The organism is Pedobacter sp. AK013 (assembly GCF_014205835.1).
In the GTDB taxonomy this organism is placed as follows: domain Bacteria; phylum Bacteroidota; class Bacteroidia; order Sphingobacteriales; family Sphingobacteriaceae; genus Pedobacter.
In genome coordinates this window covers 83,569-100,079 of record NZ_JACHCQ010000017.1, presented here as the reverse complement: position 1 = coordinate 100,079, position 16,511 = coordinate 83,569, and the positions used below count along the sequence as shown (strand labels likewise).

The window sequence follows — 16,511 nt, the reverse complement described above, 5'->3', positions numbered from 1 at the left end:
CAACCTGCTGCTTTTTTGTAACTTCAGTTTAGCACAAAACTATTAAAACTTCAATAGTAGCATCAGCCAAGCCACCTAAACCCGAGCGAAGTGAGATACCAATTTTTCATCGGCAGAAACGCGGGCGAGACCAACCCTAACCCAATTGCATTGATGTTGTTTTTCAAAAACAAAAAAATTAAAACCAAATTAAAAACTTCTCACAAATAGGCAGATTTAACCTTCATCTAATAAAAAAAATGTATTAAATTCTCTTCAGGTTTGGATTTATGCTTTAATTATAGCTTTATTTGCACAAAAACGTATTTCATGGCCAAAAATTTATTAATCGTCGAGTCACCCGCAAAAGCTAAAACTATAGAAGGCTATTTAGGCAAAGATTTCCTGGTGAAATCTAGCTATGGCCATATCCGTGATTTAGTTAAGGGCGATATGGCGATTGATATCAAGAATAATTTTGCCCAAACATACGAGGTACCTACTGACAAAAAAAATGTCGTCGCCGAACTAAAAAAACTAGCTAAAGAAGCCGAAATGGTATGGCTAGCATCCGATGAGGACCGCGAGGGGGAAGCAATATCGTGGCACTTATTCGAAACTTTAGGCCTAAAAGTAGAGAAAACAAAACGTATTGTTTTTCATGAAATTACCAAACCAGCCATTTTAAAAGCAATTGATAGTCCGCGTGGAATTGATTATAATTTGGTAAATGCCCAACAGGCGCGCCGTGTATTAGATCGTTTGGTGGGTTTCGAACTTTCTCCCGTTTTATGGAAAAAAGTTAAACCATCATTATCTGCAGGCCGTGTACAATCAGTTGCCGTACGCTTAATTGTTGATAGAGAGCGAGAAGTTTTAAACTTTAATGCTGCTGCAGCCTATAAAATCACTGCTCAGTTTTCTACTGGCAAAGGAAGAGAAATTGTAAAAGCAGAGCTGCCACAACGTTTCGAAAATGAGGCTGATGCTGAAAAATTTCTTCAAGACTGTGTAAATGCCAGGTTCGATATTACCAGTCTAGAAACAAGGCCTTCAAAACGTAATCCGGCAGCCCCATTTACCACCTCAACACTGCAGCAGGAAGCTTCGAGAAAATTAGGTTTTTCGGTAGCCAGAACTATGCAGGTTGCACAAAGGCTGTATGAAGCGGGTAAGATTACTTACATGAGGACTGACTCTGTAAACTTATCAGAAACTGCAATTAATGCTGCTGCCGCCGAAATTAAATCTGCTTACGGCGATAAATATCATCAGCCAAGGGTATATAAAACCAAATCAGCCGGTGCACAAGAAGCGCACGAAGCCATCCGCCCAACGTATTTCGACAGACATACTGTAGATGGAGATATTTCAGAAAAACGTTTATATGATTTAATCTGGAAACGTTCAATTGCATCACAAATGAGTGAGGCTTTGTTTGAAAAAACAACCGCTCAGATTACTGCTTCAACCAGAAAAGAACATTTAGTAGCCGAAGGTGAAGTATTAAAGTTCGACGGTTTCTTAAAAGTTTATCTGGAATCTACTGATGATGAAGAAACTGAAGAAAAAGAAGGCGGTGCAATTTTGCCTCCTTTAACAAAAGGACAAGAATTATTTTTAAAAGAAATGCAGGCAACAGAGCGTTATTCGCGCCCGCCAGCAAGATACACAGAAGCTAGTTTGGTTAAAAAACTGGAAGAACTAGGCATTGGCCGTCCATCTACCTACGCCCCTACCATTTCTACAGTGCAAAACCGTGGTTATGTGGTTAAAGAAGATAGAGATGGCAAACAACGAAAGTTTACTTCTATCATTTTAACTGATGGACAGGTAAAAAAAGAAATCAAAGCAGAAATTACAGGTGCAGAGAAATCAAAACTCTTCCCTACTGATATCGGTGAGGTAGTAAACGACTTCCTGGTAGAACATTTCAAAGGTATTGTCGATTTTAACTTCACAGCAAAAGTGGAGAAGGAATTTGATGAAATTGCCCAAGGTTTACAAGAATGGACTAAAATGCTGCACTCATTTTATAATCCTTTCCACAGTGAAGTAGAAACAACCTTAGAAACTGCTGAACGCGCTACTGGCGAACGTTTATTGGGTATTGACCCTGCCACTGGTAAAAATGTTTATACCAAAGTGGGTAAATTTGGTCCTTTAGTGCAGATAGGTGAGCTTGACGAGGAAGAAAAACCGCGTTATGCCAGTTTAATGCGTAATCAATCAGTGGCAACCATTACCTTGGATGATGCCCTGGAGCTGTTCAAACTTCCTTTCCAGTTGCCTGATTTCGAAGGTAAAGAAGTAGTGATCGGTGTGGGCCGCTTTGGACCATATGTGAAATGGGGCGAAAGTTTTATATCACTTCCTAAAAATGAAGAACCTTTATCAGTAACTTATGAAAGGGCGGTTGAAATTATCAGAGAGAAAATGGATGCCGATGCACCTATCGCTTATTACCAAGGTTTGGGCGTTACAAAAGGTAAAGGACGCTTTGGTCCGTTTATTAAATGGAACGATCTATTTATTAATATCCCGGCAAAAGGATACGATTTCGATAACTTAACACAGGAAGATATTAATACATTAATTGGCAAAAAAGTAGAGAAAGAAGCCAATAGGTACATTAAAACCTGGGAAGCCGAAAAAATTTCGATCGAAAATGGCCGTTGGGGGCCGTTTATCCGTTTTGGTAAATTGATGCTCAAATTAAGGAATAACGAGGCAACCAAGCAAAAATATACACCAGAAGAATTGGCTGATATTGATTTGGAAGTGGTTAAAAAAATGATTGTAGAGCAAGTGCCTAATGCTTTCGAAACGAAGAAAAAAGCACCGGCAAAGAAAAAAGCACCTGTTAAAAAGGCCGTAGCTAAAAAGAAATAAATTAATATCGTCCCCTCTGAACTTGTTTCAGCGTCTTTATCTTAAACATGCTAAAATAAATTCAGTATGAGAACAAATAGTGGTTATGAAAGCAGATTTACCAGAAAATACAGTTGAAGATATCGCAATGGCCGTTGTATTGATGGGTGAAACTCCTGAAGTAAAAAATTGGACGGTTTATCTCGTAAATTTAAAAAATGAACCGATAACCAATGTTTTAATCAGCTCTAAAGGTTATGGTGAAAAGGATGGCAAGCAGGTAAAAACTTCCGTATTAAGGCATTTTGTAGGCGATATGGAAGCGCATTCTTTTGCAGGGGTAGAAGCCATTGATCCTGAAGTTTTTGGCTTAACAAACGAATACTGGTTGAGTTATTACATTGGCAGCACCATTTACGATAAGAAATTTATTTTCCTGCCAGAAAGCATCATCGATTCGAATCTGATTAAAATCCCTTTGGTAAACAGACCTGGGGTGATGATTAAATAGTCTTAAGTCGGCAGTCTAGAGTCTGGACTGCCGACTTAGGACTTAAGACTGGAAACTGAACTAAGGCACTTTAACTGCCTGTCTACCAAGCAACTTCCATCCTGCTTTTTCTTTACTCCAGATTAAAAGAATATACAATTTCACATTCCCAGGAACATTTTTATCGTTTGTTTTAGCACTTAAGGTATGCCTAACCAAAGCTGTTTTATTTTGAAGAACAACAGTCTGATCAGTTAAATTAATATCCACAAAATCAGATTCTCCAGAAAGTAATGAATGCATAAATTCCTGTTTAGTTTGTATCTTTCCACTAGAATGGCCATAGCTTAAATTATTAAGCACAATTTTATCGAGAGCTACACTATCCGGGGTTACCATCAGTTTGGTCAATAGTTTAACTGCATTTTCTACTTCAGCCTTCTGCGCAAAACAAAACTGTGTAGAAATTAATAAACACGAAAAAATCAAAAGTTTCTTTATCATATCTGGTTGTATTGGGATTGATGCTGTAAACTTATCCAAAACCATGCAAAGGAACAAACCATAGGCATTAATTTTCAACATAATTAATTTTAACCTGAATTTTAGTTAATTTTCGGAAGGAATAGAGGGATTTCGGTTTATTCAGATCAATTACGGCATAGCAATTGCGGCAGCCGCACCATTATATTCCCATTTATCTTAACGAATTTCATTCATGGAACAACCATCTACCTACCAATCCTCCTCAAAAAAGAAATTTATCTTCATCGGATTACTAGCTGTTTCAATAGCAGCAATTGTATTTATCTATTTTAATAGAAAAAAGAAAAACCACGAAGAAAACCAGGCTTATGCGAAATATATAGAAGCTTATACTTCCGGTACCATTTCAAAAAAGAGTTTTATCCGCGTCCACCTCGCCAATGCGGCAACAGGTATGCAGGATCTGGGCAAAGCAGATACACGTGAACTTTTCGACTTCTCTCCTTCTATCTCAGGTAAAACCTATTGGATAGACCCCCAAACGGTTGAATTTAGACCTGATGAAAACCTCAAGCCTGGCAAAAACTATGAGGCTACCTTTAAACTTTCGGAAGTTTCTGCTACAGAAAAAGGTCTTGAAGATTTCGACTTTGAGTTTAAAGTAATTACCCCGGGGCTAATGCTCTCTCAAAACGGATTGGTTTCGCAGAACAATACTGCACTGGATTACATGAAATTAACGGGCGAAGTGGCCACTGCCGATGTTGAAGAAAGCAGCAAAATAGAGAAAGCGGTTTCGTTGGATTTTGACCAAAAATTAAAAATCAAATGGCAGCATGATCCCGCAAAAAACACCTCGAAATTTACTATCGATAGTATAAAAAAAACCGGAAACGACCAAACTTTAAAAATAGATTGGGACGGCGATGCCATTGATGCTGAACAAAAAGGAACCGTAGAAGTGCGTGTTCCGGCAATAAATAAATTCGAAATCCTGGATATGAAGGCCATTCAGGGTGAAGAAGATTATGCATTGGTACAGTTTTCTGAACCAATTGGTGTTGGGCAAGATTTAACGGGCATGATAACGCTCGGCAATCTGAGCGATCTAAGATACACCATTGACGCAAGTCAGGTTAAAGTTTATGCAGCAGAAGAACTTAAGGGCAATTATGCACTAAATGTAAATGCGGGCGTTGAAAATATCAATGCTAAAAAACTAGCCAATGGCAAAATGGCCAACCTTGTTTTCGAAGATAAATTACCTTCGGTTACCATTGCTGGTGCAGGTACGATTTTACCCAACTCCGGAAAGCTGGTTTTACCTTTCGAGGCGATTAATTTAAAGGCTGTTGATGTTACAGTAATTAAAATTTACGAAAACAACATACCGCAGTTTTTTCAAACCAATGGTTATAAAGACGGTAACGAGTTGCGTAGGGTTGCCAAGCCTATTCTGCAAAAAACGGTACGATTAGATGAAGACAAGGCACTTAACCTTCATAAAAAGAACCGTTTTACCCTTGATCTTGACAAGATGATCCGTACAGAGCCTGGCGCAATGTACAGGGTTACCATTGCTTTCAGACGGGAATATAACGCCTACAATTGTAAGGTAGGGGAAGAAAAAGCAGATGGCAGTAATAGTGATGAAGAATCTGAATATGGAGATTACGAAGGTTATGGTGAAAAGATTGATGAAGACGATGACTTTTGGCAGCGTTATAATAATTATTACCCGCCAAATTACCGGTGGAATGACAAAGACAATCCATGTACACCATCGTTTTACACCAACCAGCGCTGGGCCAGCAGAAACTTAATTGCTTCGAATATTGGCTTGGTAGCCAAACGGGGCAACGATAACAGCATGCTCATTGTTGCAACCGATTTATTGACCGCAAAACCATTAAGTGGTGTAAACCTGGAATTAATGGATTACCAGAAACAGATCATTTTTACCACCAAAACTGATGGTGATGGTTTTGCTCGCTTTGACCTGAAACGTCAACCTTTCTTATTAATTGCTAAAAATGGCTCAGAACGTGGCTACCTCAAATTAGACGACGGAAGCTCACTTCCTTTAAGTAGGTTCGATGTGGGTGGCGATGTAGTCCAAAGTGGTTTAAAAGGCTTTATTTACGGTGAACGTGGCGTTTGGCGACCGGGCGACAGTTTATTTGTTTCTTTCGTGCTGGAAGACAAACTAAAAAAATTGCCAGCCAATTATCCGGTAACCATGGAGTTCTATAACCCTAAAGGTCAGCTTTATAAAAGATTGATCAATGGCAAACCTTTAAATGGATTCTATACCTTTAAAACCGCTACAGAAAGTACTGCTCCTACTGGTAACTGGATGGCCAAAGTTAAAGCAGGTGGTGCTACTTTTACCAAAACCTTAAAAATTGAAACCGTTATGCCAAACCGCTTGAAAATTGATTTCAACGTTGGCAATAGAACATATTTAAGCTCGGGAACATCAGCCGCTACCCTATCCGCCAAATGGTTATTCGGTGCCGTTGCACAAAACTTAAAAGCAAAGGTTGATGTAAACTTAAACACCACCGAAACCAAATTTAAAGGCTTTGAAGGTTTTAGTTTTGATAACCCTACGGTTAACTTCCAGTCGCAGGTTAAAACCATTTTTGAAGGTACTTTAAACCAGAACGGTACTGCCCAGATTAACACCAACCTTAATGAGAACAATACCGCTCCTGGTGTGTTAAGAGCAAACTTTACCACCAAAGTTTTCGAACCTGGGGGTAATTTCAGCATCGATAATTTTAGCATACCTTATCATGTATATAACAATTATTTGGGCATCCGACCAGAAAAAGGTGACCGTTTAAGTGGCATGCTGGTTACTGGAAAAGACCATAAAATAGAAATTGTAAATGTAAATACCGACGGAAAATTATTGAGTGGAAGCAAAACCGTTCAGGTAGAATTATATAAAACGCAATGGCGCTGGTGGTGGGAACAGGATGATCAATATACCTACGCCAACTTTACCCAAAACCAGTACAACAAGCTGGTAGAAAGTCATCAGATAAACTTATTTAACGGGAAAGGAAGCTGGAATTTACGTGTTGACGAACCAGAGTGGGGCCGTTATCTTATTTTAGTACGCGATGTAAATGGTGGACATGTTACCGGAAAATCTGTTTATGTAGATTGGCCGGGCTGGGCACAGCGCGAACAGGGCAGCAACCCAACAGAGGCGTCTATGTTATCTTTCACGGCTAATAAAGAAAAATTCACTGTTGGAAAAGATATTACTTTAACCATTCCAACGGGTAAAAATGGAAGAGCATTAATCTCCATTGAAAATGGAAGCCGGGTATTAAAAACTTTCTGGATAGATACCAAAGCCGGGCAAACGCAATTTAAGTTTAAGGCGGAGAAAGAGATGGCACCTAATGTTTTTGCCAATATCACTTTATTACAGCCGCATGCCCAAACGGTAAACGATTTACCAATCAGGATGTATGGTGCTATTCCACTTTCGGTTGAAGATCCGCAAACCATCCTAAAACCAACCATAAAAATGTTGGATAAAATCAAACCCGAAACCGAAAACACCATCACTGTTGGTGAACAGAATGGCAAAGCAATGACCTATACCATTGCCCTTGTAGATGAAGGTTTGCTAGACTTAACCCGATTTAAAACACCAGATCCACATGGCGCATTTTATGCCCGAGAAGGATTGGGGGTAAGAACATGGGATTTATTCGACTATGTTTTAGGTGCGTGGGGCGGAAATTTAGAACGTATTTTAAGCATTGGTGGTGATGGTAGTATCAACAAGAACTTAAATCCTGCAAAAGCTAACCGTTTTAAAGCAGTGGTTAAATTTATGGGACCATTTACCATTAGCAAAGGCGAAAGTAAAACACATAAGTTTAAATTACCACAGTATATAGGTGCAGTAAGAGCTATGGTAGTTGCCGGACAGGATGCTGCATATGGTTTTACCGAAAAATCGGTTCAGGTTAAAAAGCCATTAATGGTTTTGGCTACCCTGCCAAGAGTTATTGGTCCGGGAGAAAGTTTCACCTTGCCAGTAACCGTTTTTGCCACAGAGAATAACCTAAAAAATGTATCAGTACAACTTCAAGCAAGTAATTTAATTGTTCAAGGCAGTAACAAACAGCAGCTTTACTACAAACAAACAGGCGAGCAAATGACCTATTTTGAAGTTAAAGCACCCAACACAGTAGGCATTGCCAAAGTAAAAGTGATTGCACAAAGTGGCGCCGAAAAAACAGTTTATGATGTGGAAATGGATATCAGAAATCCAAATCCTTACGTAACTAATGTGGTATCAGCAACTGTTCAACCGCATACCAAATGGGCTGTTAACTATTTACCAATCGGTATGACAGGAACAAATTCTGGTTCATTAGAGGTCTCTTCTATCCCTGCAATCAGCCTTGGCAAAAGATTGAGTTACCTTATTCAATATCCACATGGTTGCATAGAGCAAACTACCTCGGGGATATTTCCCCAATTATTCCTGGATAGATTAAGCCCGTTGAATGAACAGCAAAAAGCAACAACAGAGAAAAACATTAAAGCTGGAATAAACCGGATTAAAGGCTTCCAGACTACAGATGGCGGTTTGTCTTACTGGCCTGGTGAAGGCACTTCTGATGAATGGGGAAGCAATTATGCCGGTCATTTCCTGGTTGAAGCACAAAATGCTGGTTATACCCTTCCTGTTGGTCTTTTAGATGAGCTATTGCGCTATCAAAAATCAAAAGCAGCAAACTGGGCACCAAACAGCAATAATTTTTATGGAGGAGATTTATCCCAGGCCTATCGTTTGTACATGCTTGCTTTAGCTAAAAAGCCCGAAATGGCAGCAATGAACCGTTTAAAAGCTTTTGAATACTTATCAATCGCTGCAAAATGGCGATTGGCCGCTGCTTATAAACTGGCTGGTCAAAATGATGTTGCCCAAAATATGATCAGGGGTTTAGATACGTCCATTCAGGCTTACAAACAATTAGGCGGAACTTATGGCTCAGATGTACGAGATGAAGCGATGATTTTAGAAACCCTAACCTTACTTGGTCAGAAAGCAAAAGCCGCGAGTTTATTACAACCATTAGCTTCAAAATTAGGCGAAAACACTTGGTACAGCACGCAAACAACCGCTTATAGTTTGTTGGCTATCGCTAAATTCTGTGGTTCAAATCAATCGGCAAATAAACTGCAATATCAGTATATACTGGATGGGAAATCGGCACCCGTAAGTTCAAATCAATACATCAACAGTACGCCTATAACCTTTAAAGGAAATACGGCATCTATTACCAATAATGGTAATAATGTATTGTTTGTTCGTTTGGTTTTAGAAGGACAACCAGTTGCAGGTCAGAACAACTTTTTGCCAAACCGACCAGAGGTATTGGATATGAGCGTAACTTACAAACGTTTAAATGGTAAAATACTGGACCCAACAACTTTAAAACAAGGAACTGATTTCTATGCAGAAATAACGGTAAAAAACCCTGGCAGAATGGGCTATTACGAACAAATGGCACTAACTCAAATTTTCCCTTCAGGCTGGGAAATCATCAATACCCGTGTAAATGACAACCAAAGTATTTTAGCCTCATCACCTTTTACCTACCAGGATATTAGGGATGACCGCGTTTTCACTTATTTTAATGTAAGAGAAGGCGAAAGTTTAGTTTATAAAGTATTACTTAATGCTTCTTATTTAGGTAAATACTATTTATCTGCCGTTCAGTGCGAAGCGATGTATAACAACGATATTTCTGCGACTGAAGCTGGCAAATGGGTGCAAGTAGTGAAGTAAAATTGGCAAATACTGGTCGTAGCATCTCGCTACGACCTTAAGATTAAAAAAGGAAAATCAATTAAAAACAGAAAACAGCCGAATGAAAATTATATTCACAATCCTAGTTTTTCTCATTCCCTTGTGTTCAATTGCGCAAAAAACCGGAATTGTATCAAACGTTAACTACCAAATGGGTTATGTTTACCTTAAAGGTGCATTTAAACCAAAAGTACTTGCCGAAAATGACTTGAATTTTAATCTGCTAACTTTTTTAACTACTTATTTAAATAAAAAGAACATCGAAAATAAGGAATTAGAAAATTTTGATTTTAGCGAACTTGAGTATTTTTCTGAACGATATAAATACAAAAAAATGGTTGCTTATGCTGAAGATTTCTGCATTAAAAACAATCTGGATCAAATTATAATGATTAGAAAAAAAAATGCCTACACCATAACAGATCCTATGCAAATGTTTTATGGTTTTAATCACGATTTTGGCATAGCCACATTAAGTATATATGATAAGCGCCCAATGTTGTTCTATAACTTTTCCTTAATCAGATACATAAAAGGAAGCAATGATTTTAAAATACTCTTGGAACCAGGCTATAAAAATCACAAATTCGATGATGTGGTTTTTGATAAAGAGAATTACAAACTCATTAACGATAAAGTTTTAATCCATTTTCAGCCAGTTTTTGAAACGATATTAAATAAGGGGCTTGATAAATAAATTTATAGTGCGCTTAAGCTCCTTTTTATAACTCCGCGCCCTACATTAGTTGTTATGGAGGCACGAAATGGCTTTAAGAAATACAATATGTTATTGTATCACTCCTATTATTAGAATGCTTTAAAAACGAGGGTAAAATGTGTTTAATTTTACCCTCGTTTAAATTACGAGTGTAAATTTTACCCTCGTTTAAATTACGAGTGTAAAATTTCATTATATTTACACTCGTTTTATTTATACAGGTAAAAATCACTTCTGTTATGGAAAACTTTAAACGAGAAATACCTTACAATAAATTACCTTTATTACCTCCTAATAAGGATATTGAAACGAAGAAGATATTGCTTAAAACAATTTCTGCAAGCAGAGCGCTAGCGCAATTAAATGGTGCACTCGTTAATTTACCAAACCCAACACTTTTTTTAGATACCATTCATTTACAGGAAGCAAAAGCCAGTTCAGAAATAGAAAATATTATTACAACAAATGATGAATTATACAAAAATCTGGTAGCTGACAGTAATTTTGAGAATAGTTTAACCAAGGAGGTCTTAAATTACAAAGAAGCTTTGTGGTTGGGTTTAGAAAAACTAGAGAAAAAACCCTTTATCACTACAAATTTATGCATAGAGATCGTACAATGTATAAAACAAAACCGGGCGGCAATTAGAAACACCCCAGGAACAACTTTAAAAAACAATAAAGGTGAAGTGATTTATACACCACCCACAGGTGAAAACATTATTAGAGAAAAATTAGCCGATTTAGAAAAATTCATAAATACTAATAAAGAAATCGATCCTTTAATAAAAATGGCGGTCATGCACTATCAGTTTGAGGCAATACACCCTTTTGCTGATGGAAATGGCAGAACCGGACGTATTTTACTTTTATTATATTTAAAAATAAGTAAGCTTTTACACATTCCTGCCATTTACTTGAGCGGATACATCATCAGGAATAAAAATGATTATTATAAAAATCTAAAAGCCGTAACTGAAAATAATAATTGGGAACCTTACATCATTTTTATGCTAGATATGATAGAAGTTACAGCGAAAAAAGGTATAACCCAATTGGAAAATATCACCAGATTAATGGAGATAACGGCTGATGAAATTAAATTGAAATTACCCAAAGTGTATTCAAAAGACTTAATTGAAATTTTATTCAAATTACCTTATACAAAACGACAAACACTGACAAATGCCAATTTAGGAACACCTAAAACAGTAGGAAATTATCTTACTTCATTAGAATCTAACGGGTTCTTAAAATCAACAAAAGTGGGAAAAGAGAAGCTTTATATCAATTATAAATTACTTGATATTTTAGAAAAAAATTAAATGAACAAAATCCCAAAAGCTTTCCTTATTTCCGATCTCATCTGCTTTACACTGCTTTTGGCTTTCCTTTTTTCATTACCATCAAAGCTTTTCAAAACGCCTACCTCCTATGTTATCGAGGCCAGCAATGGTAATTTATTAAGTGCCGCAATTGCCAGCGATGGGCAGTGGCGTTTCCCTGTAGCTGATAGCGTTCCGGTAAAATTTAAGGATTGCATTATTGCTTTTGAAGATAAACGGTTTTATAGCCACCTTGGCGTAGATATATTGGCCATGAGCAGAGCCATGCGGCAAAACTGGAAGGCTAAAAGCGTGGTAAGTGGCGGCAGTACATTAACCATGCAGGTAATCCGTTTATCACGAAAACAAGACCGAACGGTTTGGCAAAAATTATTGGAAGCGATTTTAGCTTTACGCTTAGAAATAAAATATTCAAAAGAAGAAATTATAGGTTTATATGCTGCTAACGCTCCTTTTGGAAGTAACGTGGTGGGCTTGGAGGCAGCAAGTTGGCGATATTATGGTCGCGATGCTAAAACACTTTCGTGGGGTGAGATGGCCACCTTGGCCGTTCTTCCTAACAGCCCGTCGCTGGTTCATCCTGGTAAAAACTCGACGAGATTAATTAAAAAAAGAAATGATTTATTAGATAAGCTGGCTAAACTAAAATATATCGATCAGGCCACTGCAAATTTAGCTAAGTTAGAACCCGTTCCAGGTAAGCCTATGCCCTTGCCTCAAAATGCGCCACATCTATTGAACCGTTTTAAAGTAGAACGCGCGGGTCTTAAAATCTCTTTTACTAGAATTACTTCTACATTGGATGAAAACATACAACTAAAAGTTAATGCCATATTAAAACGATACAATAACCGCTATCGGGCAAACGACATCAACAATATTTCTGCCCTGGTACTTGATACCAGAACTGGCCATGTATTAAGTTATGTAGGAAATATCTATCAGCCAGAAAATACCGAACTGCAAAGCCATGTGGACATGATTAAAGCACCACGAAGTCCGGGTAGTACCTTAAAACCTTTGCTTTATGCCAGTATGTTGAATGATGGATTTATATTGCCGCACACCCTAGTTCCAGATATTCCGACTCAAATAGCGGGCTATTCGCCACAAAATTATGATTTAGGTTATGATGGTGCCATTGCTGCTGATAAAGCGCTGAGCCGCTCCTTAAATATCCCTGCGGTAAAAATGTTGCAGCAATATAAATATGAACGTTTTTACGATAAATTAAAAAAAATGGGGATAGGAACACTGAACCAGTCAGCAGATCATTACGGTTTATCGTTAATTTTGGGTGGCAGTGAAGTTACGATGTGGGATCTGGCCAACACTTACATGGGCATGGTACGTACACTAAACCATTTTAACACCTTTAAAGGCCTTTACAATCCTGAAGATTATAAACAGGCAACTTACTTTAACAATAAAACCAAAGAAGAAAAAGATTATCAGCGCAATTCATTTTTAGACCATGGTGCAATATGGGCCACCTTTAATGCCATGGAAGAAGTGATGCGCCCAGGTGATGAAGGTTTGTGGGAACAATTTTCCTCATCGCAAAGGGTAGCATGGAAAACGGGAACGAGTTTTGGTTTCCGCGATGCCTGGGCCATAGGCCTAAACCCAAATTATGTGGTATGCGTTTGGGTGGGCAATGCCGATGGCGAAGGTAGGCCTGGTCTTGTTGGAATAGAAGCAGCAGCACCGGTACTCTTCGATATTTTTAGATTATTACCCAATGGAAAATGGTTCGAAACGCCCACAACCAAACTCAAAAAGCTTAATATATGTAAAAAAAGTGGCTACAAAGCAGGGGAATACTGTACTGAAGTAGCACAAGAACTTGTCCCAGTTTCAGGAGAAAAGACTGCCATTTGCCCTTTTCACAAACTGATTCATTTGGATAGAACAGGTATTTTTAGGGTTACCGACCAATGTGAAAGTATAACACATATGCAACACAAAAGCTGGTTTATTTTACCACCAGCAATGGAATATTATTACAAAATAAAAAATAGCGATTATAAATCCCTCCCTCCTTTTAAAGCTGGCTGTGACCTCTCTGCCGGAAATAGTGCAATGGAGGTAATTTATCCGAAAAACAATGCAATAGTTTACATTCCCTTAGAGCTAGATGGAACAAGAGGTAAAATTGTGATTAATGCAGCACACAGAAATCCAAGTGCTAAAATATATTGGCATATTGATAATGAATATGTTAGTACCACCACTAATTTTCATCAATTGGCCATTAGTCCGCCACCAGGTAAACATACTTTAACCCTGGTTGATGAGAACGGAGAAAGGCTGGTGCAAACTTTTACAGTTTTAGATAAAGAAAAGAAGTAATTGCAAATGTTAGCCACAGTTTTTTACTGATAAAGACAAATTGCCAGATAGGAAAATTAAATTTACTACAAGTTTTTACACTTCAAAATGACAATTTTTATCAGGGAAATGGAGGGTATATCCATTCTTGGCGACTTGTAGTCCTACTTCAAGTCTGCGCTGTGGGCTTTACATCGCAATCGGGTCTAGTAACAAGGGTTTCTGCGCCCAACAACCCCACAAATGAAATACTATATTGGCCATTTAGCCCCGGTTGGCAGCGTTACCCTGCAGCAACGAGGCACGAGGCAGCGAAGCGTATAAGCAGAAAACGGGAAGAAACTTATAGTTTAGTACAGACTTTGCGCTCCAAATGCAAAAATTATTTCTGCAATAAGCCAAATACAACACAAAAAACTGATAACCAAAATATTTATAGCAAAAAAATAATTGAATTCAGGTAACTACACCTCAGTCCTGGTAACCACTAGCTGCCTCGAAATTGTTCCATAAACAATTAAATACTGCGCAATCATATAGGTTGCCATAATTAAAGCCCCGCTCTGCGGAATGGGCTGAGCAAATTTATTCACAGCCAACACACTATCTGACAATAAGAAAAACAACGCACCGTATAAAATGAGTTTAAAACTAAAAATATTCACTTTCCCATATCGGTTAACAGCCATAATAGCCATAACGGTGATAATAATAGCATACATTAAAACAGGGAACTGCATTGCGCCTAGTTTTGGCTGCAGGTAGAAAAACAGGCCAGAGCAAAAAATGGCAAAAGCACCTACGGCCCACAAAAAGTAGGGCGTTTTGTGGTTAGGATTCGATCTATGATCGAGTGTAAACGCCCTGATATAAAAAATATGACAGACTACAAAAGCGATTAACCCGTATATAAAAAAGCTAGGTTTACCACTTTGAAACATCAGCAAAATATCGCCAATCCATGCAAAAATTAATCCTGTAAAAATTCTCTTGTGAAAACGTCCTTTCAAATTTGTGCTAAGATAAAGCCAGGCTAGAAGCATTGCGACAATTAATGGTTTAGAGAAATTTAGAAGCTCGATATTATTGTCATACTCAGCATACAGCTGAATTACAAATACGAGGAAAAATATAAATGAAAATAGTTTAGTCTTCATCAGGGTTAGGATTTGCCTTTTGCAAATTAAAAAACCAAATTACGGATATTAACTGGATAGCCATAAAAATTACTTGATATCCTACAGTTAATTTCAAAAACAAAATCAGTAAAACCCCAAATAACAACCTAAAATACTCAAACCTAATTTGCCAAACTTTATGTTCCAATAAAGCGCCACAGGTAATTAATGTTAATATGGTAAAAATAACCCCGCAAACCAAAGCGATGTTTTCCATTTTATGATAAGAAAACAATATCACAGATCCTGCTGTTAAAGCAACCAAAAACTGGGTTAAGACATAGCCTGCTAGCTTCGATTGATATACTGGATTATATTTTTTATAGGTTTCGATATTTATTTCAGGTGCAGGTTGAAATCCACCCAGGTGCGATGGAAACCAGCCCGGAGGTTTAAGAAAAACTTTAACCTTATCACTTAATTTAGGTGATTGTTTTGCTGTTTTAACCAAATCATCCCAATAATGAAGGTTTGCCCAAACAGGATTCCAACTGGCTAAAGGTTTGGTTATACCGAAATAAACCTCTTCTTCTTCTTTCTGAAAAGTTCCAAAAAAGCGATCCCAGATAATTAATGTACCGGCATGGTTTTTATCAATATATTTTGGATTAGAACCATGGTGTACCCGATGGTGTGATGGTGTATTTAAAATATACTCTAAAAAGCCCATGCTTTTAATGGCCCTGGTATGAATCCAAAACTGGTACAAAGTATTGAAAGCGCTTAATGTTAAAAACATGATGGGGTCAAAACCAACGAAAGCCAATGGCAGGTAAAATACCCAGCTAAACCAGCCCTGAAACCAGCTCTGCCTTAACGCTACGGTTAAGTTGTATTCTTCTGATTGGTGATGTACAACATGCGCAGCCCATAAAGCATTTATTTCATGGCTCATCCGGTGAAACCAATAATAGAAAAAATCGACACCAATAAATAACAGTACCCAAACCCATATTGTCTTAGGTAATTCAAATAAGCGCCAATGCTCAAAAATATATTTGTAACCAAAAAACAACGCGGTTTTCATAAAAATACCGGTGAGTTGCTGCCCTATACCCTGACTTAAATTGGCAATACTGTCATTAAACCGATAATAATTTAGTTTCTTATAAAAATTATAGGCCAATTCTATTCCGATCAGAATAAAAAATATCGGTACAGATAATGCAATGTAGTCTACTTTCATATAAACAGAAAAAATATTTGGCTAGCAATATTTACCTTACAATTTAGAAAATTTCCAGCTCAACATAAAATCCAA

General features: G+C 37.7%; 9 protein-coding genes. 6 read left to right on the top strand and 3 right to left on the bottom strand.

Annotated features, from left to right (window positions below; genetic code table 11):
* Positions 1-309: 309 nt before the first annotated feature.
* Entirely contained in the window at positions 310-2,871 is a 2,562-nt protein-coding gene (topA, locus tag HDC90_RS13085) for a type I DNA topoisomerase (RefSeq protein WP_184467017.1), read from the top strand.
* A gap of 85 nt (positions 2,872-2,956) precedes the next feature.
* Positions 2,957-3,361 carry a hypothetical protein gene (locus HDC90_RS13080; protein WP_184467015.1) on the top strand — a complete coding sequence of 135 codons (405 nt, stop codon included), beginning with the start codon at positions 2,957-2,959 and terminating at the stop codon, positions 3,359-3,361.
* A gap of 60 nt (positions 3,362-3,421) precedes the next feature.
* Here HDC90_RS13080 and HDC90_RS13075 read toward each other — a convergent pair whose 3' ends face one another.
* Complete coding sequence (locus HDC90_RS13075; RefSeq protein ID WP_255497637.1) at positions 3,422-3,925, bottom strand: nuclear transport factor 2 family protein; 504 nt, start codon at positions 3,923-3,925, stop codon at positions 3,422-3,424.
* 133 nt (positions 3,926-4,058) lie between these two features.
* Here HDC90_RS13075 and HDC90_RS13070 point away from each other — a divergent pair, with 133 nt between their 5' ends.
* The 4 genes from HDC90_RS13070 to pbpC all read left to right on the top strand — a co-directional run bounded on the left by HDC90_RS13070 (position 4,059) and on the right by pbpC (position 14,093).
* Positions 4,059-9,656 (top strand): alpha-2-macroglobulin, encoded by a 5,598-nt coding sequence (locus HDC90_RS13070; protein ID WP_184467014.1) that lies wholly within the window; start codon positions 4,059-4,061, stop codon positions 9,654-9,656.
* Between the two features lie 82 nt (positions 9,657-9,738).
* Positions 9,739-10,374, top strand: coding sequence for a hypothetical protein (locus tag HDC90_RS13065; RefSeq protein WP_184467012.1), 636 nt, complete (start codon positions 9,739-9,741; stop codon positions 10,372-10,374).
* 260 nt (positions 10,375-10,634) lie between these two features.
* Entirely contained in the window at positions 10,635-11,720 is a 1,086-nt protein-coding gene (locus HDC90_RS13060) for a Fic family protein (protein WP_184467010.1), read from the top strand.
* Positions 11,721-14,093, top strand: a complete 2,373-nt coding sequence (pbpC, locus tag HDC90_RS13055) for a penicillin-binding protein 1C (RefSeq protein WP_184467008.1) — start codon at positions 11,721-11,723, stop codon at positions 14,091-14,093.
* Between the two features lie 443 nt (positions 14,094-14,536).
* Here pbpC and HDC90_RS13050 read toward each other — a convergent pair whose 3' ends face one another.
* Both HDC90_RS13050 and HDC90_RS13045 read right to left on the bottom strand, forming a co-directional pair.
* Positions 14,537-15,229 (bottom strand): lysoplasmalogenase, encoded by a 693-nt coding sequence (locus HDC90_RS13050; protein WP_184467006.1) that lies wholly within the window; start codon positions 15,227-15,229, stop codon positions 14,537-14,539.
* On the bottom strand, positions 15,219-16,436 hold the full coding sequence (locus HDC90_RS13045) for a sterol desaturase family protein (RefSeq protein WP_184467004.1): 1,218 nt from the start codon (positions 16,434-16,436) through the stop codon (positions 15,219-15,221). The genes HDC90_RS13050 and HDC90_RS13045 overlap by 11 nt, the downstream gene beginning before the upstream one ends.
* Between the last annotated feature and the right edge of the window lie 75 nt (positions 16,437-16,511).

Bases quoted from the DNA above. Each gene is read 5' to 3' on its own strand.
- pbpC (WP_184467008.1), top strand. From the start codon at position 11,721: ATGAACAAAATCCCAAAAGCTTTCCTTATTTCCGATCTCATCTGCTTT.
- HDC90_RS13070 (WP_184467014.1), top strand. From the start codon at position 4,059: ATGGAACAACCATCTACCTACCAATCCTCCTCAAAAAAGAAATTTATC.
- HDC90_RS13045 (WP_184467004.1), bottom strand. From the start codon at position 16,436: ATGAAAGTAGACTACATTGCATTATCTGTACCGATATTTTTTATTCTG.
- HDC90_RS13050 (WP_184467006.1), bottom strand. From the start codon at position 15,229: ATGAAGACTAAACTATTTTCATTTATATTTTTCCTCGTATTTGTAATT.
- topA (WP_184467017.1), top strand. From the start codon at position 310: ATGGCCAAAAATTTATTAATCGTCGAGTCACCCGCAAAAGCTAAAACT.
- HDC90_RS13060 (WP_184467010.1), top strand. From the start codon at position 10,635: ATGGAAAACTTTAAACGAGAAATACCTTACAATAAATTACCTTTATTA.
- HDC90_RS13065 (WP_184467012.1), top strand. From the start codon at position 9,739: ATGAAAATTATATTCACAATCCTAGTTTTTCTCATTCCCTTGTGTTCA.
- HDC90_RS13075 (WP_255497637.1), bottom strand. From the start codon at position 3,925: ATGTTGAAAATTAATGCCTATGGTTTGTTCCTTTGCATGGTTTTGGAT.
- HDC90_RS13080 (WP_184467015.1), top strand. From the start codon at position 2,957: ATGAAAGCAGATTTACCAGAAAATACAGTTGAAGATATCGCAATGGCC.